Raw genomic sequence first — 23,872 nt, 5'->3', positions numbered from 1 at the left:
GGGGGCGGGATTCGATCCCTCATACGAACAGCGGGACGGGGTTGAGCTGGTCGTACGGTGTGGGTTCGGCCAGCCGGCCCAGGCCCACGGGGACGTCGAAGAGGCGGCCCGGGCCGTACCGCGCCCAGAAGTGGCGCAGTCCCGGTACGACCACTTTCGTCACGGGAAGTCCGAGGTCAGGTCGGCTCTGGTCGAGTACGAGCAGGTCCAGTCCTTTGCTCCGGACCAGCTCGGTGATCATGCGTACGTCGTCGAGCAGATCGGCCCCCGCGGCCACGGTCCAGTGGCCCGGCGTACGGGTCTGCGCCATCGGATCGGCCGCCAGATATGGCTGGTTGGCGATGGTGGCCCCGCGCCACCAGGACAGCGGCTCCGGGTCGGTGATCCGGTATCCGCCGCCGTCCCCGCGCGCCGCGCCGACGGCGGGCAGCAGCTGCCCCAGCTCCGACAGGGCCCGGCACAGCGCCACCCGGGGGTCGAAGTGCGCGCCGAAGCCGAAGAGCACGTCCTCGGCCGGCTTGTCGGTGCGCCGCGACAGCGCCGCGATCACCGGGATCCCCAGGTCGGAGGTGAGGTCGAGCGCCCACACCTCCCGGTTCATCCGGCGCAGCCCGTGGCGCGTCCGCTCGACCCACTCGTCCTCGAAGGAGCCCAGGTCCACCCCGGGCTGACGGGTGCGGTTGTACCACCACAGGGCGACCGCGTCCCGCTCCACCAGCTCCAGGAAGCCCTGGACCAGCGCGTCCTCGGGGCTGCTGCCCGCCGCGTTGCCGTTGGAGTCGGCCCACGGCTCCCCGGCCGCGGGGTCCGCCGCGACGTCCGTCGCCCGCCCGAAGTACAGCATCGAGGTGGGGAGCAGCCGCCGGACGCCGCCGGTCAGCGACCACACCGGGGTCCAGTCGGTCGGCCGGGTCTCGTCGAACGGCGCCGGTACGTGGTGGAAGCGGGAGTGCCGCGCGTTCCACTCCTCCCGCTCCGCGAACTGGCGGGCGCTGTAGAGCTGGCAGTCGTTGGGGTGCACGGCCGCGCCGCCCAGGCCGCGCAGGGAGTCGCGGACCACCGGCTCGTCGCCGTGCCGGGTACCGCTGTAGCGCTCGACCGCCTCGCACAGCGCGCTCGTACGGGCTTCCTCGGCGGTGCGGCCCTTGCCGCCGCTGAGCGCGCGCAGGCCCGAGCTGAGCCCGGCGAAGGACGCCGACTCCATGGCCAGGTTGTGCCCGGAGGTGTACGCGTGGACGAACTCCGGGGCGCCGGGGGCCTGCCGGATCTCCTTGACCACCCCGGTCACCGGGTCCACCAGGTGTCCGTACGTACGCAGCATCTGCGCCGGGGTCAGGGCGCGGTCCCCGCCCCCGGTCGCGGCGGCCTTGGGCCGGGAGACGGGGACGAAGGGGGCGCCGGCCCGGCGGGCCACCAGACCGGGATCCCCGCAGGCCGCGCACTGCGGGAGCCGGGCCACCGGGTGGCCGGCGGTGCTCAGGCTCAGCGTGTCGAAGGTGCGGATGTGGGCCTGCTCGGGGCGGCGCAGCCCGGCCAGCCACTTGGCGGCCTCCAGGACGGCGAGGTTCACGGCGAGCGCGGTCCCGGCGGCGAGCCCGGCGGCGGGCCGCGGTACGGGACCCTCCAGGCCGAGCGCGCGCCGCACGGGCACCTCGGAGTGGCGGTGGCCGCGCAGCCGTACGGCCAGGCAGTGCCAGCAGGGGCCGGAGCCGGGCCGGAAGAACGGGCCCACCCAGGGGTCGGTTCCGCACACCTTGACCGGCAGCCACGGCCGGCCGCAGGCGCGTTGGCGGGCGTCCACGGCGGCCAGCCCGGGGGAGAGGTAGTCCTCGCACAGGACGAGGACCAGGTCGGCGGCGCCGGGGTCCGCGACGACCGCGATCCCCGACTCCCGGCAGGCCCGGGCCACCGGCTCCGGATCCAGCCCGGGCAGCGCCTCGACGGCGACGGCGGCCCGGGCCAGCCCGGCGGCGGCCACCCCGCCGTCCAGCCCGGCCAGGTCCCAGTACGCCTCGGCCTCGGCCTCCGCCGCCGGGGTGGTGGAGCGGATCAACCCGGCGTCGGCCAGCGAGAGGAGGGCCGCCTCGGCGTCCTCGGCCCCCAGGATCCGCGCGGCCTCCCGGCGGACCGCCCCCGCGGTCCGGGTCCCGTCGAGCAGCGGCACGAGGACCTCCGCCCCGCTCCCGCCCAGGGCGGTCACCCCGCGCCGGGACACCAGGTAGGCGGCGTCGCCGGGGACGACGGTGGGCCGCAGGTGGGACTTGAAGCCCACCAGCGCCTCGGCGGCGGCCGGCGCGGCCGGGAGCGGCAGGTCGGGCCGCTCGCGCCCGGCAGCGCTCATGCTCCCAGCCGTCCGGCGGGCGTCGCGGCCGATTCCGTGACCTGCGTCCGGCTGCAGACGGTGAACAGGGCGTACGCGGTGTCCGGCAGGGCGTCGAGGTTCTCGATCACCAGGCCCGGCTTCGTGGAGCGGACGGGTATCGGTGCGGATCCGGTGCTGGGGCTGATACGGGCGTTGGCCGAAAGGCTGGTCATGGCGGTGGAGTTCCCTCTGCGTCGTCGTGGCGCGGGTCGGTCCGTTCACTGACGATTCTGCGAGGATCCGGTGATCGCGGGACAGTGCCGCGGTCACCAGCGCGAGGTGAAGTTTTCACATGGACCGGCGCCGCCGGCGGGGCCGGACGGTCAGGCCCGCCAGCGGACGGGCAGCTTCCGCGGGCCGCGGATGAGGAGCCCCGCGCGCCATACGAGGTCGCCGGGGCCGGCGTCCAGGAAGAGGGCCGGGCAGCGCGCGAGGAGCGAGGTGACGGCCGTACGGGCCTGGAGGCGGGCCAGCGGCGCTCCCAGGCAGTAGTGGATGCCGTGGCCGAAGGCGATGTGCCCGCCCGCGGGCCGGCGGATGTCGAAGCGGTCCGGGTCGGGGAAGCGCGCGGGGTCCCGGTCGGCGTCGGCGAGCGCGACCAGCACCAGCTCGCCGCCCCCGGGGATCACGGCGCCGGCGATCTCCACGGGCCCGGTGGTGAACCGGTACGTGGTGGTCTCGACCGGCCCCTCGTACCGCAGCACCTCCTCCACGGCGTCGTCGACGAGCGAGGGGTCGGCGCGCAGCGCGGCGAGCTGGTCGGGGTGGCGCAGCAGGGCGAGGACGCCCGAGGAGATCAGCTGGACGGTGGTCTCGAAGCCGGTGACGAGCAGCAGCCAGGCCATGCCGATGAGTTCGTCGGGGGAGAGCCGGCCGCCGTCCTCGTCGGTGGCGCGGATGAGGGCGCTCATCAGATCGTCCCGGGGCCGCGCGCGCATCGCGTCGAGCATGCCGGCGAGGTAGCGCGTCATCGCCGCCGTGGCCGCCGTCCTGGTGGCGTGGTCCGGGCTGCTCAGGGCCTGTTCGGCCCAGTCGCGGAAGGCGGCGCGGTCGAGGGAGGGCACGCCGAGCAGCTCGCAGATGACGCCCATGGCCAGCGGGAACGCGAGCGCCTCGACGAGGTCCGCCGAGCCGGCCGGCCGGGCGAGCATGGCGTCGAGGAGCTCGCCGGTCAGGGCCCGCACCCGGGGGGCGAGCGCCCCGACGCGGCGCGGGGTGAACTCCTTGGCCACCAGCTTGCGCAGCCGCGTGTGGTCGGGCGGATTCGAGCTCAGCAGGTTCTCGCCCGCGGAGAGCCGGGTGAGCGGGAGGGCGGGCGAGGCGTCCCGCCAGGACTTGGACAGGGAGGGCTCGGTGAGCGCGGAGCGGCAGGCCTCGTAGCCGACGACGAGCCAGGCGTCGGCTCCCTCCGGCACGCGGACGCGGTGCACCGGGCCGCGGGCGCGCAGCGCGGCGTACACCGGGTGGGGATCGCGGACGAACTCCTCCCCGAGCGCCCCGAAGTCGGCCGCGATGTCCGCCGAGACGCCGGCCCCGCCGCCGGCCGTGGTCTCGGCCGAGACGCCGGCCGTGATGCCGGCCGTGGTGTCGGCCGTGGTGTCCGTTCGCACGGGTCAGCCCTTCTGCCGTCCGCTCGTCATGGGTCCTGTCGCCTCACCGCACGGGGGTGTTCCGCTTCTCGAACACCTCCCGGGCCACGCCGATCGCGTTCAGCACCCGCGGGAACCCGGCGTACGGCACCACGTGGATCAGCGTCTCCACGACCTGGGCCGGGCTCAGGCCCACGTTCAGGGCGGCCCCGATGTGCACGCGCAGCTGGGGAGCGGTGTCGCCGAAGGCCGTCAGGGCGGCGACGGTGACCAGCTGGCGGCGCCGCGGCGACAGCCACGGCCGGTGGTAGACGTCGCCGAAGGTGAACTCGACGATGAACCGGCCCAGGTCGGGGGCGATGTCCTTGAGGGACTCGATGACCTCCAGCCCGTGGTGCCCGTCGATCTCCACCAGCTTCTCGGTCCCGCGCATGTACCGGTCGCGGGGATCGTCCATGACCGGCGGTTCGAAGCCCACGCCCCGGTCGGCGAAGACCTTCCGGGCGACGGCGACCGCGTTGAGCGCCCGGGGGAACCCCATGAAGGGGACGATGTGGATGAGGGCCTCGATGATCTCCTCGGGCTCCACGCCGACGTGCAGCGCCGCGTCGATGTGGAAGTCCAGCTGCGGGGCGGCGTCCCCCTGGGCGGCGAGCGCGGCGACCGTGGACAGCTCCCGCTCGCGCAGGTCGAGCCCCGCGCGGGAGTAGACGTCCCCGTACGCGAACTCGACCACGAAGCGGCCGAGGTCCGGGGCGATGTCCCGCAGCGACTCGATCACCGCCGCGCCGCGCTCGCCCGAGGTCTCGTGCAGGACGGCCAGCCCGCGCGCGTAGCGGGAGTCGTCGCGGGAGGCGGCCGCGGCCGCCGCCGGCGCGGGGTTCAGCAGGCCCTCGGCGAGGCCGATGCCGACGAGGGCGCCCCCGGTGAGGGTGGCGCGGCGGGTCATCTCGGCGGTGCTCCGTACGTCGTTCATGGTGTGTCGTCTCCATCCATCGGTGCGAACGGCACTGTGCCGATCGCGATGACGTTGCCCTCGCTGACGTATCCGTCCGGGTCGCGCAGCGGGCCCGCCGGATCGTCGGGGTCGAGGAAGGGGGCCCAGTCCCCCGCGATGCCTTCGTCCGCCGCCTGGCGGGCGAAGCGCGCGCAGGCGTTCGCGTAGAAGCGCAGGGCGGCCAGGGTGAGCGGAGCGTGGTGCTCCATGAGGATCGTGCGCTGCCGTACGTCCGTCAGACCGGCCGCCCGCAGCCACCGGTACAGGTCGCGGCCGCGCAGCAGCTGGCGGGCGTAGCCGGGGGAGGCGGCGGACGCCCGGAGGAAATCGGTGATCAGGAACGGGTCCGCCGGGCGGACCGTGCTCAGCGAACCGTCCACGTCCTTGACCGCGACGAGGCCGCCGGGCCGGGTGACCCGGCGCAGCTCCGCCAGTGCGCGCGCCAGCTCCGCGTCGTCCAGGTACTGCGTCGTGTTCGCGCACCACACGGCGTCGAACATGCCGTCCGCGTAAGGCAGATCCAGGAGACCGGCCCGGCGCACCACCAGCGGCGGGGCGTCCGGCCGGTCCCGCAGCCGCCCGGCGGCGCGCTCCACGTTCTCCGCGGCCAGGTCGACGGCCGAGATCCGGCCCGCCGGGCCGACGAGTTCGGCGATCCGGGGCAGGAACGCGCCGCTGCCGCAGCCCGCGTCGAGCACGTGCCAGCCGGGCCGGATGCCGACCCCGTCCAGGGCGTCCAGGTAGGGGACGGCGCAGGCCTCGAAGTGCGGGTCGACGATCTCCTCGTGGGTGAACGGCAGCCCGGTGGAGGTCGTGTACCCCCATGCCGCGTGTCCGGCCGTCAGCATGCCGCCGCCTGCGCCCCGGTCCGTACGGTGGCCCCCTCGGCCGTGGTCCGCGCCCGTGCGAGCAGGTCCGAGAGGATCCCCGCCACCGCCTCCGGTGCCTCCAGGGGGGCGAGATGGCCGACCCCGGGGAGGACGAGGAGCCGGCCGCGCCCCAGCGCCTCGGCCGTCCGGCAGGCCTCGTCGAGGGAGACGAGCGCGTCCTCGGCGCCGATCACCACCACCGCGGGGACGTCCGCCGCGCGCAGGGCGGCCGTGGAGTCCGTACGGGCCGCGATGGCCCGCTGCGCCCAGGCGACCGACCGCGGCGGGGCCGCGAGCGCCAGGCCGCTGACCCGGGCCGGCAGCCGCGGCCGCCGGGCCCTGGTGGTGGCGCCCAGCAGGGAAGGGGTGGTCGCGGAGACGAGCGCGGGGCGCGCCGCGTCGTCGAGGACCGCCTCGGCGAAGCGCAGGCGCTGCGCGGCCGCCTCCGCGCCGTCGGCCGTACTCCTGGCCGCCAGCAGGGCCAGGGCGCGGACGCGGTCCGGGTGGCGGCGCAGGAAGGCCATCGCCACGTAGCCGCCCATGGAGCAGCCGGCGAGGGCGACTTCGCCGACACCCTGCCGGTCGAGCTCGCGGGCCAGCGCGTCGGCCACGGCGTCGAGGGAGGGCGGGCCCTGAGGGAGCGGCGCGGAACCGAAACCGCACAGGTCGGGGGTGAGGACCCGCCGGCCCCGGGCGCGCAGCTCCCGGGCCGTCGCCTCCCACATGGACGAGTCGAGGGGCAGGGCGTGCAGCAGGGCGAGGGGAAGGCTCATCGCAGCGCCGCCCGTTCCGCGTCCGCGACGAACCGCCGTACGTGCTCGGGTGGTTCGGCGCCACGCAGCCGGGCGAAGGCGACCGGTGAGGGCGGCAGGTCGTGCACGGGTACGACCTTGATGTCCGGGGGGACCACCGCGTCCAGGGACCGGAACGAGACGTGGACCGCGTACGTGCTCCTGAGCAGCTCCGCCATCGCCGTCAGCGTGGTCATGGCGTGGACGCGGCGGATCGGCCGGCCCAGCGGGGTCCGCGGCGGTACCACCAGGTCCCAGACGTGCGCCGGGAAGGAGCCGGGGCACCGGAAGCCCCCGTACTCGGCGACCTCCTCGACCGACACCGAGGCGCGCCCGGCCAGCGGGTGGTGGGCCCCGGCGAGCACGGCCCGCCCGTCGAAGCCGACCGGGCGGCTCAGGGCGAGGTCCGGCTCCAGCGGGTCGTACTTGACGATCATGATGTCCGCGTCACCGGCCCGCAGCGGGCCGAACGGCTCGGTGACCTCGTACGGGACGTACTCCACGGACTCCGGGGCGTGGCCGGCGGCCGCGACCAGGCGGGAAGCCAGGTGCGTGGAACCGTGGACGCCCAGGCGGACGGCGGGGGCGGGGGCGGATGGGGTGAGGGTGGCGGGGGTGAGGGTGGCGGGGGTGGGCATTTCAGACCTCCGTGGTCAGTCCGGCATAGGCCTGGAGTTCGTCGGGGCGGTGGACATCGGTGTCGACCCGCAACACGGCGAGCCGTGCGCCCAGGCCGGTCAGCCGCGGTACGAACCGCAGCGTGAGGCGGTCCCCGGGACCGATCAGCCCGTCCAGGACGGCCTCGGCGAGCAGGTGGTTGACGTGCACGAGCGCCGCGGTGACCGACACCCTGGCGGTGGCGATGTACAGCTCGCGGTGGACCGGCGTACGGGCGCCCGGGCGGCCGGGCACGGTCACGGTGGCCGGCCGCTGCGCGGTCAGTTCGTGCGCGGCCTCGAAGGTCTTGAGCAGTCGGCGCAGCGTGGCCGTCTCCGTGCCCGGCGCGGGCCCCGCCCAGGCCATGGAGTCGTCGCCCGCGACGTGGTCGAAGGCGAACCGCTCGCGCAGGTTGGACGGACTGCCGGCGAGGTAGACGGTACGGGTGAACGAGCGCCGCCACGCCTCCCGTCGCCCGGGAGCCAGCGCGAGGGCGAAGGCGCAGGTCTCGCCCACCCACCGGGGCAGGTCGAGCCGGCCGATGACGACCACGGCCAGCGCCTCGTCGGCCGGGGCGGGGCGGCCGTGAAGCCCGGCCCGGACGGCGCGCAGCGCCTGCGTACTGGACAGGTCGAGCCCGTCCGCCAACTCCGGCCGCGCGGAGCGGACCCGGTCCGCGGCCGACTTGAGCAGGGCCGCGGAGGACAGGGGAAGGGCACTCACAGGAACACCGCCGACAGGAGTACGGGATCGGGAGCGGGGCGGCCCTTGCCGAGGAGCGAGCAGGCCAGCCGGTAGGGGTCGACGTACGCGTGGCCGCGCCGGTGCCGCTCCAGCACCCCGGGCAGGTCGCCCCCGCCGCTCGCGGCCCCGGAGCGCCGCAGCAGCCGGGCGGCCACGGTCAGGCAGTGGCGCAGCAGGTCGTGGCGGAAGGACTGCTGCTCGCCCGGGCCGAGGGTGGCGATGAAGTACAGCCGCATGCCGAGCCGGAGCGCGGCCTCGCCGTGGCCGTCCGGGCCCTCGCAGACCTCGGCCGAGGCGCGCAGCAGCGCGCCGGCCGTGTGGTCGTGCCAGCCGCCGTGCCGGGCCGAGGTGATCTTTCCCCCGATGGGCACCCGGCCGATGGGCACCCGGCGCACCGGCGGCCCGAAGGCGGTCAGCACCCGGTGCAGCAGCCGGTAGTCCGCGTCGAGTTCGCGGTCGTACAGCAGGACCACCTCGTCGTACCAGGGCACCAGCGGCAGCAGCTCGCGCAGGGCGCAGGCCAGGTAGTTGGGGCGGCCGTCGGCCGTGACGATGCGGCGCAGCGGCATTCCGTGGCGGGTGAGGTCCAGGTAGACGGGGCCCCCGCAGTGCCGCTGGTCGAGGACCAGGCCCACGGCGGCGAGCCGCTCGACCATCTCCTCCAGTCCGAGCCCGGGCGGCTGGTGCTCGCGCAGACCCGGGTCGTACATGCCCAGCCGCTCGTAGTGGCCGGCCCACAGCCGCAGCATCCGCTCGCTCGCCGGGTGCACCCAGCCGTTGTGCTCGACGGCGTCCCGGTAGGGCCGCAGGACGGCGGCGTCCTGGTGCGGCTCCCGGGAGCGGTAGTGGACGTACAGCTCGCCGATCTCCTCCTCGGAGAGCTGCGCGTAGTCCGCCTCCCCGTGGGTGCGGTCGAGGTACTCCCAGAAGCCGACGGTCTGCTCGGTGACGTGGTAGGTGGTGTGGCTGTAGCGGTACGTCACCGTGGCGAGCGGTGCGGTGGCCCGGAACATCACGTCGGTCCACAGCAGGCCCTTGAGGTGGCTGGGGGTCAGCGGTTTGGTGGGGGTGACCGTGACCGGTGCCAGCAGGACGTTCTTGCGGGTCAGCACGTTCATCCTTCCTTCCGGTCCGGGACGCGGGCGGTGATCGCCCCGCGGAGTTCGGCGTACGCGGGCGGGCGGGGACCGCCGGGTGCGGGGGCGCCCGCCCGGGCCGCCCGTACGCGGGCGGTGAAACCCGGGTCGGCGAAGACCTCGGCGGGGGTGGCGAGGCTCGTCCCGATCCGGGTGATCCCCCGCCAGACGGTGCGGTCGGTGGCCGCCGCAGCGAGCGCGGCGGTCCGGACCGGCCCGGGCACGGGCGCAACGGTCGGGCCGCCCTCGGGCGCTGCGGGCGCCGCGGGCGCCGCGGGCCCGGGGTCCGGCGGCGGTCCGGCCGCCGCCCGCCACCGCTCGGCCCGTGACCGGGAGTCGTGGACCCCCTCCTCGTACCAGGGGCGGAGCAGGCGGTCGGCGAGGTCCGCGGCGGCCAGGGCCAACCGTTCGTCCGCCGCCGGGTGTTCCCCGATCAGCTCCGCGAGCCCGAAGGCGTGCGCGAGGGCGAGGGAGAGGCCGCGGCCGAACATCGGATCGGTGACGCAGGCGGCGTCCCCGGTCCGCAGCAGCCCGGCCACCGGAGCCCGGAGGCCGGGCCCGGCGCCGCGAAGGACGTTCGGCGGCATGGCGATGGCGCGTACCGGTCCGATCGGCCGCGCCGCGCCCTCGTCGACCCAGGCGGCCAGGTAGGGGGAGAGGCGGCAGGCGGCGGTGAAGGCGGCGGGCGTGCGCAGGGCGGCCATGGCGCGGTCGCCGGGCAGCGCGCCGAAGGTGACGGCGAAGACCTCGTTGTCCGCCGGGTGCAGGACGGCGGAGTAGTGGTCCCAGATCCCGCCGGCCGCGTTGGCGCGGTTGAGCGGGCCCGGCGGCGGGCCGTCGGGGTCGCGCAGCCGGTAGAAGCGGCCGAAGGCGTGCAGCCGGCTGGGGCCGGTCAGGTCGGCCGCCTCCGGTACGCCCGCCGCGGCCAGCCAGGACCGGGACGCCGCCCTGCGGCCGGACGCGTCCACCACCAGGCCGGCCTGGATCCGCTCGCCGCCGTCCGTGACGACGCCCGTCACGCGGCGGCCCGTCGGCGCGGTCAGCACGCCCCTGACCGTGGTGCGGTGGCTGACGCTCACGCGGGGCAGGGCCGAGGCGGCGCGGTGCAGTACGAGGTCCAGGACGGACCGGCGGACGAGCAGCGTGACGAGGTCCTCGTCCCCCGGCTCCGCGGCACCCGGCGGCGCCGCGGCGGTGAGGTCGGCGAGCCGGGCCCCCTCCGCCAGCGCCGCGTCGAGCACGGCGGGCGCGTGGGTGCGCAGCATGCGCACGCCGAGCGCGTTCAGGATGTGGTCGTGCCCGGCCTGGGGCACGCCGGGCCGTTCCCACAGCCCGGCGCTCTTGAGGACCGGCCCCTGCGGCGGTGGTCCGCCGCGCTCCAGGACGCGCACCCGGTGGCCGCGCGCGCCGAGTGCCAGGGCCAGGGCGAGGCCGGCGGTGCCGCCGCCCGCGATCACGGTGCTCGTCATGGTCAGCGACGCCGGCCGTGCACGAAGAACACCCGCCGTACGTCCGCCACCGATCGCGGCGGCACCGGGTCGGGCCAGCGCCCGAAGTCGGCGCCGGGCTCGCCCGGCTGGACGGCCCGTACGTCGAACCCGTACCGCTCGAACAGGGCCTCCGGCTCGTCGGTGCCGAACACCCAGGGGCACCCCCAGCCCGCGAACACGTCCAGCAGGCCGCGCATGTGGGGGAGGGTCAGGGCGGCCGCGTTGACGATGTCGGCCGCGATGCGGCTGCCGGGTGCGGAGATCGCCGCGACCCGCTCCAGCATCCGGTGGGCGTCGGCCTCGGGGATGTAGTAGAGCAGTCCCTCCAGCAGCCACGCCGAGGGGACGGAAGGGTCGTAGCCGGAGGCGACGAGGCGCTCCTCCCAGTCGTCGGCGGTGAGGTCGACGGCGACCGTACGGTGGTCGACCCGGGGCTCGGCGCCCCGCAGCCGCCCGGCCTTGAAGTCGAGCACCGCCGGGCGGTCGACCTCGAAGTACCGGATGTGCCCGGGCCACGGGAGGCGGTAGGCGCGCGAGTCCATGCCGGCCGGGGCCAGTACGAGCTGGGTGGTCCCCGGATCCTGGGCGGCCTCCTGGAGCAGGTCGTCGAAGAAGCGGGTGCGGATGGCGTTGTAGTCGGGGGTGCTGGGCAGGGTCCGCGGCCGGTCGGGCGGGAACGTCGCCGCCCGGATCTCGGCGAGCAGCCCGGGACCCGCCTCGCCGACGAGTCCGGCGGCGTACGGGTCCTCGTACAGCCGGTCCTCGCGGCGGGTCTCGGCGGCCCGCAGGGCGGCGGTGAGCAGGGCGGTCCGTTCGACGGGGTTGAGCACGGGCATGGTGGCTCCTTGTACGGGGGTGCGGCGGGGCGAGCGGGACCGGGGCGGGCGAGCGGGACCGGGGCGGGCGGGACCGGGGCGGGCGGGAAAGGGACCGGGTCAGACGAGCGGGGCCCGGGTCAGGCGCTCCCAGAGGGCGTCGTCCTGCCGGAAGAGGCGGTCCTTGACCTGCGTCGGGCGGATGCCCGCGCCGACGGCCTCGTGCCAGTCGCGGTCGAACGCCTCGGCGTCCAGCAGGCGTACGGCGGGGGCGCCCAGCCGGCCGGCCGCCCGGGCCCCGGCGTACCCGGCGGACTGCTCCGCGAGGCAGCGGTCCAGGGCGGCGGTGAAACGTACGGTCTCGGCCTCGTGCCAGGGGGTGCGGGGGGCGATCGCGAAGACGTAGTGCGGAGCCCCGAGCTGCGCCGGACCCGCCGGTTCGACCCGGCAGGCCACGTTGCGCAGGGCGAGTCCGCCGCCGGCCAGGGCCGTGTGCAGGGCCCGGACCACCTCCGCGTCCCGCAGCCGCTCGCCGGCCGCGTCGGAGCGGCCGCCGCGGCCCGCGTACTCCAGCCTCGGCACCCCGCCGGACACGTCCACGACGCGGACCACGTCCCCGACCGCGTACCGGTACAGGCCGCCCACGTGGCTGAAGACCACGTGGTAGTCCCGGCCGGCTTCGAGCTCGTGCGGCAGCAGCGTGGCCGAGTCCGGGGCGAGGTCCCGGTCGGCCGGTACGAACTCGTACACCGAGGCCGAGGCGACCAGGCTGCCGGCCGAGGCGTGCCGGTCCAGCGCCACGCCGACCGGGCCCTCCGAGGCGGCCACCGGCGCCGGCAGCACGCTCACCCCGGGGCCGAACTCCTCCCGCAGCGCGGGCAGGTAGAGCGAGGCCACCCCGGTCGTCCAGCAGAAGACCGCGCGCAGCCGGGGCCACACCTGCGCGGGCCGTACGGTGCCGAAGTACTCCGCGAGGTGTTCGAGCTCGGCGGCCCGCTCGGGGTCCGGCGCCCGGTGCGGCAGACCCCCGAGGGTGCCGTCCCGTACCTCCTTCACGATCCTCGGCCACCACAGGTTGAGCTGGTACGGAACGGCGGCGACCATCGCCGGGTTGATGCCGATCAGCGCGCGCAGATCGCTCTGCACCGCCAGCCGCAGCCGCAGGTACGCCCGCTCCAGGTGGTCGCCCGGCTCGGTCGGCACCGGCAGAGCCGCCCACGGTGCGCCCGTACCGGGCTCGGCCGAGAGGGGTTCGCCGAACCGGGCGCCGAAGTCCACCTGGCTGGCGCCCACATGGGGGCGGCCGTCGCCGGTGGTGGGCGGGGCGCTCAGCGGGTCGTGCTTGAGGTTGAGCACGGCGTCGGGCCGCTCCAGCACGTCGGGGAAGTGCTCGATCAGCGGGGCCCAGGCCGCGAGGTAGAACGGCATGAAGGTGGTCCGCATGAAGCGCGGGGTGACCGGCACCTTCTTGTGCGCTCCGGTGCTGCCGCTGCTGGTGAAGTAGACGGCGGGGGCGTCGGCCGACAGCAGGTTGCGCTCCCCGGCGGCCGTCCGCTCGATGAGGTCGGCGTGGTCGGCGTAGTCCCGTACGGGGACGGCCTCGCGGAAGTCGTCCACGGTGAGCACACGGCCGAACCCGTGCCGCCTGCCGAAATGGGTGGAGGCGTTGAAGCCCACCAGGTCGGTGAGGACGCGCTGCTGCGCCCCGCGCAGATCGGCGTGCTCGGCGGCCAGCCGCTCGCGCGCCGCGAACACGCGCGCCCGGTAGCGGCCGGTGTGGCCGGGGGTGTGCCAGACGGAATCGGCGTTCACGAGGTCAGCACCTCCCGTACGGCCTCGGCCGCCCGGCCGGCGTCGGGCTGCTCCGCCAGCATCGTGACCGGAACCTCCCGCACCTCCTCCAGCAGCAGCTTGCGCAGGCTGCGCTGGTAGCGCTCGAACTCGGCCCAGGTCCCGTCCTCCCCGTCGTACTCCAGGGAGTTGAGCCGTGCGCCGTCCCCCCTGCGGCGCCAGGCGGACTCGGGCGAGACGTCGAGGAAGACCACCGAGCTCGGCCGCGGGAAGGAACGCCACCAGCTGTACATCGCGCGGTCCTGGACCCCGGCCATCCGGCACTTCGCCAGGATCTTGTAGTAGTACGAGTCCATGAGGACCGGCACGCACGGGTCCGCCTCCCGCACCTGGTCCCTGAGGTGGACCACGGCGGTCTGCAGGACGCTGGCCAGGAAGTCTGCGGAGTATGCGGCGCCGAGACCGGGCAGCAGGTGCTCGTGGACGTCCCGGCGCAGCCGGGGGATCAGGGCGTGCTCGGGGGCGACGAAAGCACTGTCCGTCGAGACCATCCGCCACTCGGGCAGCTTCGACACCAGGCGTTTCATGACCGAGGACTTGCCGGCCCCGTCGGGACCGAGCAGCACGTGGAACCGGGGCCCGGTCATCGCGTGGCGGTGGTCTCGGGGCGGCGGGCCGCCAGGTGGGCCCGCAGCTCGGGGTCCTCGCCCACGGCCACCGGATGCCCCACGAGTTCGAGCATCGGCAGGTCGGAGAGGTGGTCCCCGTACGCGAAGCAGTCGCGCGGGTCGACGGCGGGCCGCGCCGCCAGGTGGGCGAGGACCGCGGCGCGCTTGCCCTCGCCGATGACCGGGGTGCCGACCTCGCCGGTGTAGCGGCCGTCCTCGGTCAGCGGACGGGTGCACAGAACCGTTTCCGCGCCGATCTCGCGCGCCAGCGGCTCCAGGAGGGGCGGGAAGGAACCGGAGACCAGGACCAGGGGAGCCCCCGCGGCCCGGTGCCCGCGCAGGGCCCGGCGCGTCGAGTCGATGTAGAAGCCCCGGGTGGAGGAGGTGCGTTCGGTGAACCAGTCGTCCGCCAGCCGCGTGATCGTCTCCACGGACTCGCCGGCGTAATGGCTGTAGTAGAAGCGGTTGATCTCCGAGCGGGGGGCGCCGGCGGCGGCCCGGCGGCCGATCACCGCCGCGATCCGCTCGTACTCCTCCTCGCCGGCCGCGCCGTGCCGGCGCACCAGCTGGTAGTGGAGGAAGTCGAACATGCTCTTGACGGTGATCAGCGTCTCGTCGACGTCGCTGAAGACGATGTAGGGCCGGACCGCCGCGGACAGGGAGGCGCTGACGTACTCGGCCATGTAGCCGGGCAGGTGGTCGGTCATGACGTACGGACCTCCGCGCGGACGGGGGACGCGGCCTCCGCGGCCGCCGCCGCCGTGGCCAGCGCCACCCCGTCCTGGAGGGAACGCTGCGCCGCACGCGTCTCCTTGGCGTGCGAGACCTGGGTGTCGAAGGCGGTGAAGCGGACCTCCATGCCCGCCGTCTCCGACCCGCCCTGGCTCACGGAGAGTTCGCAGTGGAAGGTCATCCGCGTACGGTGCGGGGTGCGGTGGGCGAGGACGCGGCAGCGCACCACCGCGGGCAGCGGGAAGAGGAAGTTGCGGTACCGGGTCGCGAAGGAATCGATGACGAAGTAGCTGCTCCCGACCGCCTCGGGCGGCAGGTAGAACTGCTCGGCGACCGCTATGAACATCTGCCGGCCGGCCTCGGTGGCCAGCATCCCCTGCATGTGCTGTCCGGTGAGGTGGTCGGACATCACCTCGTTGTCGCCGTCCACCAGCAGGTCCGCCTCGTACCAGTCGTCGCCGACCGGGCGGGGCTCGGAGATCAGCACGTTCTCGGGGCGGTGCTTGTGGGCGATCTCCCGGCCGGCGCGGGTGTGCAGTGCCTGGTCGTCGATGACGACCAGGTCCGTCAGCCCGCGCCGGGCCAGGGTGTCGCGTACGTACTGCACGTCGAACAGGGAGACGCCCTGCCCCACGCTCACGCGGACCCCGCCGGGGCCGGCGGGGCTCTCGGGGAACGTCCCGTTCCTGATCAGGCGGGCCAGCTGCGAGACGGTGAACACGCCTTCGTGGTGGGCGAACTCGGCGAACACGTCGCCCACGAGGAACAGCGTGCCGGGCTTGGCATGGGTGGCGGCCGCCTGGGACGACTCATGGGGCATGGGCACGGACATGGCTTTCGACCTTTCCTGTTCGGGTGGTGGTGGGGGTCGCGTCATTCGGTCAGGCGCCGGCTCAGCACCGGGAACTCCGGGTCGCTGCCCAGGGCCCCGCCCTCGGCCCAGCGGTTGCGCGGCACCTCCTGGATGTAGACCGTGATCTTGTCCAGGGGTGCTCCCGTGACCTTCCTGACGGTCCGGGTCAGCTCCTCCATGAGCTCCCGGCTCTGGGCGTCGTCCTGGCCGTCCCAGGTGGTGACGGAGATGATGGGCATGGGAAGGGCCTCTCAGGGTGTGGTGCGCAGGTCCTGGAAGGACGGGCCGCGCAGTTTCAGGTGGGCGTGGATGTCCCCGCCGAGGCCGAACTCCCCGATGGCGCCGCCGTAGCTGCGCTGGTAGCTCATCCACAGCACGACGACGTTGATGATCCGGTTGGCGCCGGGCAGCTCCGGGTCCGGGAAGGGGTCCGGCATGGTGGCGTGGTAGCGGCCGGAGCCGTCCGCGTCCGTGGTGAAGACGTTCGGCACCCCGAGCGGGCCCGGCCGGGTGGGGCCGGCCGGATCCAGGTCACGGGCGCGCAGCGACATCACCGTGTAGACGCTGTCCGGCACGAGGCGCGAGAAGTCGAAGTCGAACGTCGCGGACCGGCCGTCGGGGGTGACGGCCACCTCCAGGGTCCCGCTCGCCTCCATCCACCGGCCGAAGGTCACCGGCTCGGTGACCTTCGGGCCGTCCTCGGGCCGCAGGTCCGGGATCGGCACCTCGTGGAAGGCGTGGCTCGGCCGCCGGACCCGGTCGGCGTACGGCAGCTGCTCCGGCGCGAACACCATCGGGTAGTTGTTGCAGGGCAGGGGCAGCGGCAGGGTGTGCAGGACGAGGTCCCGGTCCGCCCCGCCGGGGTCGGTGTCCAGCTCGCGCAGCACCGTGTAGGGGGCGAGCCGGCCGAACTCGGGAACCGGGCCGGCCGGTGAGACCACGGCCGCGCCCCACTCGGGCGCGGCCCCGCCGCCGGCGGTGGGCCGGTTGATCATGCCCACCACCAGGAAGTTGCCGTCGCCGTCCATGACCTCGCTCGGCGGGTACAGCGGACCCTGGGTCGTCAGGGCGAGCTCGTACTTCTCAGACATCGGCGCGCTTGTAGACGCGGGTGTAGAGACCGCTCTCGCCGCCCACGATGTAGCGGTCGCCCGCCTGGCGGACGATCTCCTGGTACTCCGGCGAGGTGAAGACGGCCTGGTACGCGGCCGGTTCGACCTCGAAGCCGGACACGAACATGACGCCCGGCTGCGAGCTGATCAGCGAGTGGTAGGCGAGGAAGGTCTGCACCTCTTCCGCGCGCCGGACCACGTCGAAGATGGTGTTCTCGCGCCACTCGCGGTACGCGGCGTACTCGCGCGGCTTCACCTCTATGTAGCGCAGCTGGACGTACGGGGTCTGCGGCAGCGGGTCGGCGGTGTCCTTGGGGGCTTCGACGAACTCCAGCAGGTGGCGCCGGAAGTCGGTGACGAGGTCGGCCGACACGGCCTCCCACAGCTGCTTCCAGCCCGCGTTCAGGCCGTCCAGTTCGGAGAGCTCCTTGACCGGCGTGATCTCCAGGACGTTGCCGTCGTCCACGCTGACGTACAGCGCGCGGCCGGCCACCGGCTCCTTCTGGTGCAGCCGGTTCCACTCGGCGAGGACCTGGTCCAGGCGGCCGGGGGCGACGGCGACTTCATTGAGGACGAGCAGGGTCGAAGACATGGCTGTGCCCTTTCGATGAATACGTGAATACGTGAGTACGGGAATGCATGACGCGCGGACCGCGAATGCGCGAATACGGGAAGGTGTGAATGCGGGAAGGTGCGGACGGGGGAACGCCTCAGGCGACCGTGACGCTCTTCGAGGCGATCACCGCCGCCGCCTCCGCGACGGTCTGCTCGGGGACGAGTTCACCCATCTCGATCTCGACGCCGAACGTCTTCTGCAACCGCAGCGCCAGTTCCTCCAGCAGCAGCGAGTCGATCTCCATCGCCTCGAACGTGGTGTCCGGCGTGACATCCGCCGTCGGCACGTCCAGCTCGCCCAGGACCACGACGATACGGCTGACGATCGAAACATCCATGAGAATCCTCCGTGAATCACTTGGAACGCCGACTTTCGCGTTGCGGGATCGGAGCTGGTGAATTCAGCGGATCGAATGCCCTCCGCGTCCCACGGATTCATCATGGGATCCGGGAACGGGCGGAGGAAGTGTCTCCCGATCATGGTGGTGCGAACACCACCGGCAGGGGAATCAGGAGGCCGGGGAATCAGGAGGCGGCGGAATCAGGCGGCCTCGGCGTGACAGCCGACCGCATCGCGCTCCCGCGCGACCGAATCCACTCCGGGCCGGGCGATGTACAGGGTCAGCAACGACTCGGGGCTCTGCGGCACGCTCATCTCCACGCGGTCGAACACCCGCACCCCGGCCTGCGGCAGCGCGATCTTTCGCCGGCTCCGGTTCGGGCCGACCACCTCGTGACAGTCCCACAGCGCGGCGAAGCGCGGGCTGCGCTCGCTCAGCCGCTCGGCGATCCGGCCGAATTCCCGGTCCTCCGGGAAACGCGCCGACTGGGCCCGGAACTGGGCGACCAGCCCGCGCCCCACCTCCTCCGCCTCCGGGTACTTCTCACGTGTCGACGCCTCGGTGAAGAACTTCAGCACGCAGTTGTCCCCGCGGGCCTCGATGCGGAACAGGGACCGGGCCGAACGGCTGGCCAGTTCGATGCGCCCGTACCGGTCGGTGATGTACGCCGGATTGCGCGACCACCCCTCGACGAGCGCGTTCATCCGCGCGTACTCGCTGTCCCACCGGCGCCCCGCCGTCGGCTGCGGCGGATTGTGGCCGGCCAGCCGGTAGAAATACGTGCGCTCCGCGTCCCCGAGCCGCAGCGCATTGCTGACCGCGTTCACGATGCCCTCGGAGACGTTGATGTCCCGCCCCTGTTCGAGCCAGGTGTACCAGGACACCCCCACCCCGGCCAGAGCCGCGACCTCCTCGCGCCGCAGCCCCGGCGTACGTCTGCGCTCGATGTTCACCAGACCGACCTCCTCCGGCGTGATCTGCTCCCTGCGCGCCCGCAGGAAATGCCGCAGCCTCGTCCGCCGTAAAAGCCCCGATACCGGAGGGGACGCAGTCGTCTGCATTCCTCGACCTCTTTCTCTCTCCGACTGAAGAAAACTTCCGTGGACCGCGCCCCGCCGGGCAGGCCCACCGGTGGTGGTGCCACCACCCCGTTCGACAGACACTCCCTTCCGCCGCGCCCGCCCGCCACACTGGCGGCATGTTCCACACAGCGGCGAACATCCCGGCCGCCACGGCGGCGCGTACGGCGAAAAGCGTTCCGGCGAAAAGCGTTGCGGCGAAGGACGAATCGGCCCGGCTGCGCCTGTTCTGCTTCCACCACGCCGGCGGCAGCGCCTGGTCCTTCTCGGGCTGGGGACAATGGCTCGGCCGCGGCGTGGAGGTGGTGCCGGTGTCCATGCCCCCCAGGTCGGTGCACGCGGCCGGCGCCCCCGGTGCCGTCAGCACGATGGACGACCTCGTACGCGAGGTGACAAGTCAGCTGACCCCCTTCCTCGACGAGCCCTACGCCTTCTACGGACACAGCATGGGAGCGCTGGTCTCCTACGGCGTGGCACAGCGGCACATCGCCGCGGGACGGCGTCCACCCGCCGCTCTCGTGGCCGGGGCCCACCGCGCGCCGCATGTCCAGGCTGCGCCCGACCTGACCGTAGGGCTATCGGATCGAGCCTCCCTAGAGCTGATGCTGGGCCTGGGTGGAGCCGGAAGACTGCTGCGCGAGAACCCGGTACGGATGCGGGCCGTCGTGGCACGGCTCCGCGATGACCTGCGGATATGCGCCACCTACCGGCATCCGGCGGGCGGCGGCCGGCCGCTGCCCTGCCCGGTCCACGTCCTGCTCGGCCGCCACGACCCCCTGGTCCCGGCGGCGGACGCCGAGGCGTGGCGCCTGCACACGAGCGCGCAGTTCTCCTTCCGCACCCTCCCGGGGGGCCATTTCTTCAACCGGGAGCACAAGGACCTGTTCTTCGCGGAGTTGGGGCGCATCCTCGGCTCGGTCGAAAACCGAGCCGTGTGATTCCCGCCGCTGACACCGCGTGGTGGTGTGACCTACCTTCGGGCGGTATGGACGCCATGCCGTTAGGGACCGACCGTACGAAGAGGAAGCGCACCGAGCTGGCGCACTTCCTGCGGAGCCGCCGCGCCGCACTCTCCCCCGAGGACGTCGGACTGGCGACGGCCGCCCGGCGCCCCCGGGTGGGGCTGCGCCGTGAGGAGGTCGCGGTCCTCGCCGGGGTGAGCGCTTCCTGGTACGCCTGGCTCGAACAGGGCCGCCCCATCAAGGTCTCGGACGGGATACTCGACGCGATCAGCCGCGCCCTGCGCTTCGACGAACGCGAGCGCGTGCACCTGTACCGGCTCGCCGACGCCAACCCCCCGCTCCCGCTCGCGGCGCCGGGCCTCCCCGATTCCGGCCTCTACCAGCGGATGGTCGACACCCAGCTGTCGGGTCCCGCCTGCGTGATCGACCGGTACTGGGACGTCCTCGCGGCCAACGAAGCGGCCGCCGAGGTGCTGCGCCTGGGCCGCGAGGGCAACGACAACTTCCTGACCAGCCTGTTCTCCGGGACCCACGGCGAGAGGTACGTGAACCGGCCCCAGCTGGCCCGCCGCATGACGGCCCGGTTCCGCCTGCAGTCCTCGTACGGGGCCGACGACGAGCGGTACGAGGAGATCGCCGGCGAACTGGCCGGGAGGGACCCGCGCTTCGCCGAGCTGTGGGAGCGCCACGAGGTCGAGGAGTTCGCGCCGGTGGGCGTCGAGGTGGACCACCCCCACGAGGGGCGGGTCTCCTTCGTGCTCTTCACCATGGACCTGGACGAGGCCGCGCGCACCCGGCTCCTGGTGTACCTGCCGCCGGGCGCCGCGGGGCCCGTGTCGGCCTGGTCGTAGGAGGGACGCGGCGAGGGTGGTGGTCCCAACACCACCGGCGGCGCGCTCTGGTTGGGCTCCGGCCGCCGCCGCAGAATCGTCGGGTGGCCGGCCCCCGTGTGGAGAGCGGCCCGTTTCCACCGAGCCCGGTAGCGGCGTTCCGCACCGGCGACCATGGAGGCCTCCCTTGACTCATGCCTTGCCCCACGGCCGGACAGCGGTCCTCACCGGGCTCGGGACGTTCGTCCCGCCCCGCGTCGTGACCAACGAGGAGCTGTCCCGGACCATGGACACCTCGGACGAGTGGATCCGCACCCGTACGGGCATCACCCAGCGGCACTGGGCCGACCCGGGGACCGCCACGAGCGACCTCGCCGTGGAAGCGGGCGAGCGGGCGCTGAAGTCGGCCGGCTCCGGGGAGGCCGACCTGGTGGTGCTGGCCACGACCACCCCGGACCACCCCTGCCCGGCGACGGCTCCCGAAGTCGCCTCCCGGCTGGGCCTGCGGGGCGTGGCGGCGTACGACGTGGCCGCGGTGTGCAGCGGCTTCGTCTACGGGCTGGCCTCCGCGGCCGGCGCCATCGCCGCGGGCCTCGCCGAGCGCGTCCTGGTCATCGGCGCGGAGACGTACTCGACGATCCTCGACCCGGAGGACCGCACCACCTCGGTGATCTTCGGCGACGGCGCCGGAGCCGTGGTGCTGCGGGCCGGCGATGCCACCGAGCCCGGTGCGCTGCTGGGGTACGACCTCGGCAGCGACGGCTCGCTGAAGGACCTGATCATCGTCCCGGGCGGGGGCTCGCGGCAGCGCTCGGCCGCCGCCGCGCCCGGCGCGCCCGAACCGGACCGCGCCGACGCGTACTTCACCATGCAGGGCAAGGCGGTGTTCCGGCACGCCGTGACCCGGATGGCGGCCTCCTCCCGGGCCATGCTCGACCGCGCGGGCTGGGCGGCGGACTCGGTGGACCGCTTCGTGGGCCACCAGGCGAACGTAAGGATCCTGCACGCCGTCGCCGACCAGCTCGGCATGGCGCGGGAGCGCACGGTCGTCAACCTCGACCGCGTCGGCAACACCTCGGCCGCCTCCATCCCGCTGGCCCTGGCCGACGCCGTGGCCGACGGTCAGGTCACCCCGGGCGACCGCGTGCTGATGAGCGCCTTCGGCGGTGGCGTGACCTGGGGTTCGACCGCCCTGGTCTGGCCGGAGATCACCGCGTACTGAACCACCGGTCCCTTCATCGATTCCCCTCAGTCGGCCGCCGGTCACCATGACCGGCGGCCGACGTCGTACGTACGCACGGACACGGAAACGAGGAGTTCCGCCATGAACACGAACACGAACACGAACATGGACATCGGCATCCTGGGCGCGGGCAACATCGGCCGCCCGCTCGGCCGGCACTGGGCGGCCGCCGGGCACCGCGTGACGTTCGGCTCCCGGGACCCGGGCCGGCTCGGGTCCTTCGTGGAACCCCTGGGCGGGCGGGCGCGGGCCGCGGCGTACGCGGAGACGGCCGAGGCGAGCGAGGTCGTCCTGCTGGCCGTTCCGCACCCGGCCCTCGACGGACTGCTGCGGCAGCTGGCGGGCGCGCTGGCCGGGAAGACCGTGATCGACGCGACCAGCCCGATCGGCGTCTCGGACGACGGACTGTTCGTCTCGGTGATCGGGGCGGACCTCACGCAGGGCAGCTGGACCGCCGGGCGGCTGCCCGACAGCCCCGTCGCCCGCGCGTTCTGCCATTTCCCCGACGAACTGCTGTGGTCGCGCGGCACCCGGCAGCCGCACTTCTGGGGCGTGGGCACCGCCTCCGACGACCCCGGCGCCGGGAAGGTCACCGAAACCCTGGTGCGCGACGCCGGTTTCGTACCGGTCCCCCTCGGCGGGCTGAAGGAGTCGTCCGCCCTGGATCCCGGCGGCGCGCTCTTCGGCTACGTGTCCACGCCCGCGGGCCTGCGCGCCGCGGCGGGCCTGTGACGTACGCGTGCGACGCACGCGAGGGGCCGCCCGGTCCCTCCGGCCGTAGCCGGAGGGACCGGGCGGCCCCGATCCGCGCGCCCGTACGGTCACCCGGCGGGGGCGGAGCCCACCGTCTCGCCCGCGACTCGGGCCGCGAGGGGCCGCGGCTCGGCAGCGGCAGAGGCAGAGGCAGCGGCGGCGGGAGCGGGAGCGGGAGCGGGAGCGGCGGCGGCATCCGTGACGGGAGCGGCCGCCGCGCGCTTCTTCCCCGGATTCGACCAGCGCCGCGTGATCGGCCGCTCGACCAGGGTGTACAGCGCCCACGAGGCCAGGATCGCCACGGCCATGGCCACCGCCATCAGCCCGACGGCCGCCGCGTTCGAGTAGGCGTGGCTGCCGAGCAGCTTCCACACCGCGACCATCACCGTGTAGTGCACCAGGTAGAAGGCGAAGGAGATGTCGCCGAGCCAGACCATCACGCGGTTGCGGAAGGGCGTGAACCGGCCCTCGTCGTCCGCGATGGCGCCGGCCGCGATGAGCAGGGCGGCGGGGATGACGCAGACCGCGCGCGTCGAGTAGATCGGCGGAGTGAAGTAGCCGAGGACGAAGGCGGCGGCGAGCAGGACGCCCGACCAGACCATGCCGATGTTGCGCCAGCGGCCCGCCATCACCGAACGGGCCACGAGGATGCCGAGGGCGAAGTCCAGCACCCGGGGCAGCGGCAGGATGTAGGAGAAGAAGTACTGGTTGACCGAGGTGTCGGGCTCGGTGGCCATCATCGCCCCGGCCGGCACCAGCAGGGTCGACAGCAGCGGGGTCGCGATGATGCCGGCGACGACGCCGACGACCCATGAGTTCAGGCGGTGGGCCGGGATCTTCTTGATCCAGTGGAGCAGGACGGGGAAGAGGAGGTAGAAGACCGCCTCCACACCCAGTGACCAACCGGCCGGGTTCACCCCGAAGTTGATCGCGAAGTCCGGGTACCAGACCTGGACCATGAACAGGTTGAGCAGGCCGATCGTCATGTCCGTGACGGGCGCCGCGAACACCAGCATGGCCAGCGCCCAGACGATCACGTAGTTCGGGACGATCTTGAGGAAGCGCCGGCGCCAGAAGCGCGGCGCGGTATCGGTGTCCCGGGCCGACCAGGTCAGTACGAAGCCGCTCAGCACGAAGAAGAACGTCACGCCGAGGGCGCCGACGTGGGCCACGGCGTCGTAGTACGTGGTGACGGCCGAGCCGCTGCTCAGCCAGGGGACGCCGAGGAAGGCCAGAAGTGCCGCGTGGTACAGGAACACCACGAAGGCGGCGGGGAATCGCAACCCGGTCAGCGTGTCGAGGCGGGTCACCCGGGTACGCATTCTGTCCGTCGACACGATGCTGCTCCTTCAGAAGAGGGATGCTGGGAAAGACGCCAGGAAAGCTACCCGAGCCGCGGCCCCATTGCCTGGGCGTACTTATCCAGTTGGTGCCACCACCAGC

Annotated in this window: 25 protein-coding genes; 4 read left to right on the top strand and 21 right to left on the bottom strand. The window is 73.9% G+C overall.

Features of this window, described 5'->3' with window-relative positions; all coding sequences use genetic code 11:
- Nucleotides 1–19: 19 nt before the first annotated feature.
- From CP980_RS10970 to CP980_RS10875, 20 genes are all read right to left on the bottom strand, one after another.
- On the bottom strand, nucleotides 20–2,341 hold the full coding sequence (locus tag CP980_RS10970; protein ID WP_132756753.1) for a TOMM precursor leader peptide-binding protein: 2,322 nt from the start codon (nucleotides 2,339–2,341) through the stop codon (nucleotides 20–22).
- Entirely contained in the window at nucleotides 2,338–2,535 is a 198-nt protein-coding gene (locus CP980_RS10965) for a hypothetical protein (protein ID WP_150528078.1), read from the bottom strand. The genes CP980_RS10970 and CP980_RS10965 overlap by 4 nt, the downstream gene beginning before the upstream one ends.
- Before the next feature lie 150 nt (nucleotides 2,536–2,685).
- Complete coding sequence (locus tag CP980_RS10960) at nucleotides 2,686–3,876, bottom strand: cytochrome P450 family protein (protein WP_150530197.1); 1,191 nt, start codon at nucleotides 3,874–3,876, stop codon at nucleotides 2,686–2,688.
- 139 nt (nucleotides 3,877–4,015) lie between these two features.
- Nucleotides 4,016–4,927, bottom strand: coding sequence for a carboxymuconolactone decarboxylase family protein (locus CP980_RS10955; RefSeq protein WP_229906925.1), 912 nt, complete (start codon nucleotides 4,925–4,927; stop codon nucleotides 4,016–4,018).
- Nucleotides 4,924–5,796: a methyltransferase domain-containing protein gene (locus CP980_RS10950; RefSeq protein ID WP_150528077.1), complete on the bottom strand. Its 873-nt coding sequence runs from the start codon at nucleotides 5,794–5,796 to the stop codon at nucleotides 4,924–4,926. Before CP980_RS10950 ends, CP980_RS10955 begins: the two co-directional genes overlap by 4 nt.
- Nucleotides 5,790–6,590: an alpha/beta fold hydrolase gene (locus tag CP980_RS10945; protein WP_150528076.1), complete on the bottom strand. Its 801-nt coding sequence runs from the start codon at nucleotides 6,588–6,590 to the stop codon at nucleotides 5,790–5,792. The genes CP980_RS10950 and CP980_RS10945 overlap by 7 nt, the downstream gene beginning before the upstream one ends.
- Nucleotides 6,587–7,246: a LysR substrate-binding domain-containing protein gene (locus CP980_RS10940; protein ID WP_150528075.1), complete on the bottom strand. Its 660-nt coding sequence runs from the start codon at nucleotides 7,244–7,246 to the stop codon at nucleotides 6,587–6,589. Before CP980_RS10940 ends, CP980_RS10945 begins: the two co-directional genes overlap by 4 nt.
- 1 nt (nucleotide 7,247) lies before the next feature.
- Nucleotides 7,248–7,988, bottom strand: a complete 741-nt coding sequence (locus CP980_RS10935; protein ID WP_132756762.1) for a DUF6182 family protein — start codon at nucleotides 7,986–7,988, stop codon at nucleotides 7,248–7,250.
- Nucleotides 7,985–9,127, bottom strand: a complete 1,143-nt coding sequence (locus CP980_RS10930; protein ID WP_132756764.1) for a hypothetical protein — start codon at nucleotides 9,125–9,127, stop codon at nucleotides 7,985–7,987. Before CP980_RS10930 ends, CP980_RS10935 begins: the two co-directional genes overlap by 4 nt.
- Complete coding sequence (locus CP980_RS35875) at nucleotides 9,124–10,614, bottom strand: NAD(P)/FAD-dependent oxidoreductase (RefSeq protein ID WP_189998468.1); 1,491 nt, start codon at nucleotides 10,612–10,614, stop codon at nucleotides 9,124–9,126. Before CP980_RS35875 ends, CP980_RS10930 begins: the two co-directional genes overlap by 4 nt.
- 2 nt (nucleotides 10,615–10,616) lie before the next feature.
- Nucleotides 10,617–11,471 (bottom strand): class I SAM-dependent methyltransferase, encoded by an 855-nt coding sequence (locus tag CP980_RS10920; protein WP_099889472.1) that lies wholly within the window; start codon nucleotides 11,469–11,471, stop codon nucleotides 10,617–10,619.
- Nucleotides 11,472–11,570: 99 nt separating this feature from the next.
- On the bottom strand, nucleotides 11,571–13,262 hold the full coding sequence (locus CP980_RS10915) for a GH3 family acyl-acid amido synthetase (RefSeq protein ID WP_229906924.1): 1,692 nt from the start codon (nucleotides 13,260–13,262) through the stop codon (nucleotides 11,571–11,573).
- The gene (locus tag CP980_RS10910) at nucleotides 13,259–13,888 is read right to left on the bottom strand and encodes a nucleoside/nucleotide kinase family protein (RefSeq protein ID WP_150528074.1); all 630 of its coding nucleotides are present in this window, start codon (nucleotides 13,886–13,888) and stop codon (nucleotides 13,259–13,261) included. The genes CP980_RS10915 and CP980_RS10910 overlap by 4 nt, the downstream gene beginning before the upstream one ends.
- A complete protein-coding gene (locus tag CP980_RS10905; protein WP_229906923.1) occupies nucleotides 13,885–14,616 on the bottom strand; it encodes an HAD family hydrolase in 732 nt (243 codons plus the stop codon). Before CP980_RS10905 ends, CP980_RS10910 begins: the two co-directional genes overlap by 4 nt.
- Nucleotides 14,613–15,473 (bottom strand): AfsA-related hotdog domain-containing protein, encoded by an 861-nt coding sequence (locus tag CP980_RS10900; protein ID WP_229906922.1) that lies wholly within the window; start codon nucleotides 15,471–15,473, stop codon nucleotides 14,613–14,615. Before CP980_RS10900 ends, CP980_RS10905 begins: the two co-directional genes overlap by 4 nt.
- A gap of 41 nt (nucleotides 15,474–15,514) precedes the next feature.
- Nucleotides 15,515–15,733 carry a tautomerase family protein gene (locus tag CP980_RS10895; RefSeq protein WP_099889468.1) on the bottom strand — a complete coding sequence of 73 codons (219 nt, stop codon included), beginning with the start codon at nucleotides 15,731–15,733 and terminating at the stop codon, nucleotides 15,515–15,517.
- Nucleotides 15,734–15,745: 12 nt separating this feature from the next.
- Nucleotides 15,746–16,585 carry a hypothetical protein gene (locus tag CP980_RS10890; RefSeq protein ID WP_099889467.1) on the bottom strand — a complete coding sequence of 280 codons (840 nt, stop codon included), beginning with the start codon at nucleotides 16,583–16,585 and terminating at the stop codon, nucleotides 15,746–15,748.
- The gene (locus tag CP980_RS10885) at nucleotides 16,578–17,198 is read right to left on the bottom strand and encodes a hypothetical protein (RefSeq protein WP_150528072.1); all 621 of its coding nucleotides are present in this window, start codon (nucleotides 17,196–17,198) and stop codon (nucleotides 16,578–16,580) included. The genes CP980_RS10890 and CP980_RS10885 overlap by 8 nt, the downstream gene beginning before the upstream one ends.
- Nucleotides 17,199–17,316: 118 nt before the next feature.
- On the bottom strand, nucleotides 17,317–17,559 hold the full coding sequence (locus CP980_RS10880) for an acyl carrier protein (protein ID WP_099889465.1): 243 nt from the start codon (nucleotides 17,557–17,559) through the stop codon (nucleotides 17,317–17,319).
- A 203-nt stretch (nucleotides 17,560–17,762) separates the two neighbouring features.
- A complete protein-coding gene (locus CP980_RS10875; RefSeq protein ID WP_132756770.1) occupies nucleotides 17,763–18,623 on the bottom strand; it encodes a helix-turn-helix transcriptional regulator in 861 nt (286 codons plus the stop codon).
- Nucleotides 18,624–18,760: 137 nt separating this feature from the next.
- Here CP980_RS10875 and CP980_RS10870 point away from each other — a divergent pair, with 137 nt between their 5' ends.
- The 4 genes from CP980_RS10870 to CP980_RS10855 all read left to right on the top strand — a co-directional run bounded on the left by CP980_RS10870 (nucleotide 18,761) and on the right by CP980_RS10855 (nucleotide 22,408).
- A complete protein-coding gene (locus CP980_RS10870) occupies nucleotides 18,761–19,579 on the top strand; it encodes a thioesterase II family protein (RefSeq protein ID WP_150528071.1) in 819 nt (272 codons plus the stop codon).
- Nucleotides 19,580–19,626: 47 nt separating this feature from the next.
- The gene (locus tag CP980_RS10865) at nucleotides 19,627–20,454 is read left to right on the top strand and encodes a helix-turn-helix transcriptional regulator (RefSeq protein ID WP_099889463.1); all 828 of its coding nucleotides are present in this window, start codon (nucleotides 19,627–19,629) and stop codon (nucleotides 20,452–20,454) included.
- A gap of 166 nt (nucleotides 20,455–20,620) precedes the next feature.
- Nucleotides 20,621–21,655 carry a beta-ketoacyl-ACP synthase III gene (locus CP980_RS10860; RefSeq protein WP_165937275.1) on the top strand — a complete coding sequence of 345 codons (1,035 nt, stop codon included), beginning with the start codon at nucleotides 20,621–20,623 and terminating at the stop codon, nucleotides 21,653–21,655.
- A gap of 102 nt (nucleotides 21,656–21,757) precedes the next feature.
- The gene (locus CP980_RS10855) at nucleotides 21,758–22,408 is read left to right on the top strand and encodes an NADPH-dependent F420 reductase (RefSeq protein WP_150528070.1); all 651 of its coding nucleotides are present in this window, start codon (nucleotides 21,758–21,760) and stop codon (nucleotides 22,406–22,408) included.
- Nucleotides 22,409–22,497: 89 nt separating this feature from the next.
- On the opposite strand, the gene CP980_RS10850 is transcribed toward CP980_RS10855, so the two are convergent.
- Nucleotides 22,498–23,766 (bottom strand): acyltransferase family protein, encoded by a 1,269-nt coding sequence (locus CP980_RS10850; RefSeq protein WP_229906920.1) that lies wholly within the window; start codon nucleotides 23,764–23,766, stop codon nucleotides 22,498–22,500.
- Nucleotides 23,767–23,872: the final 106 nt, after the last annotated feature.

Origin of the sequence: Streptomyces vinaceus, from assembly GCF_008704935.1 — a bacterium.
Lineage (GTDB): Bacteria > Actinomycetota > Actinomycetes > Streptomycetales > Streptomycetaceae > Streptomyces > Streptomyces vinaceus.
This window is presented reverse-complemented; position numbering and strand designations above follow the sequence as displayed.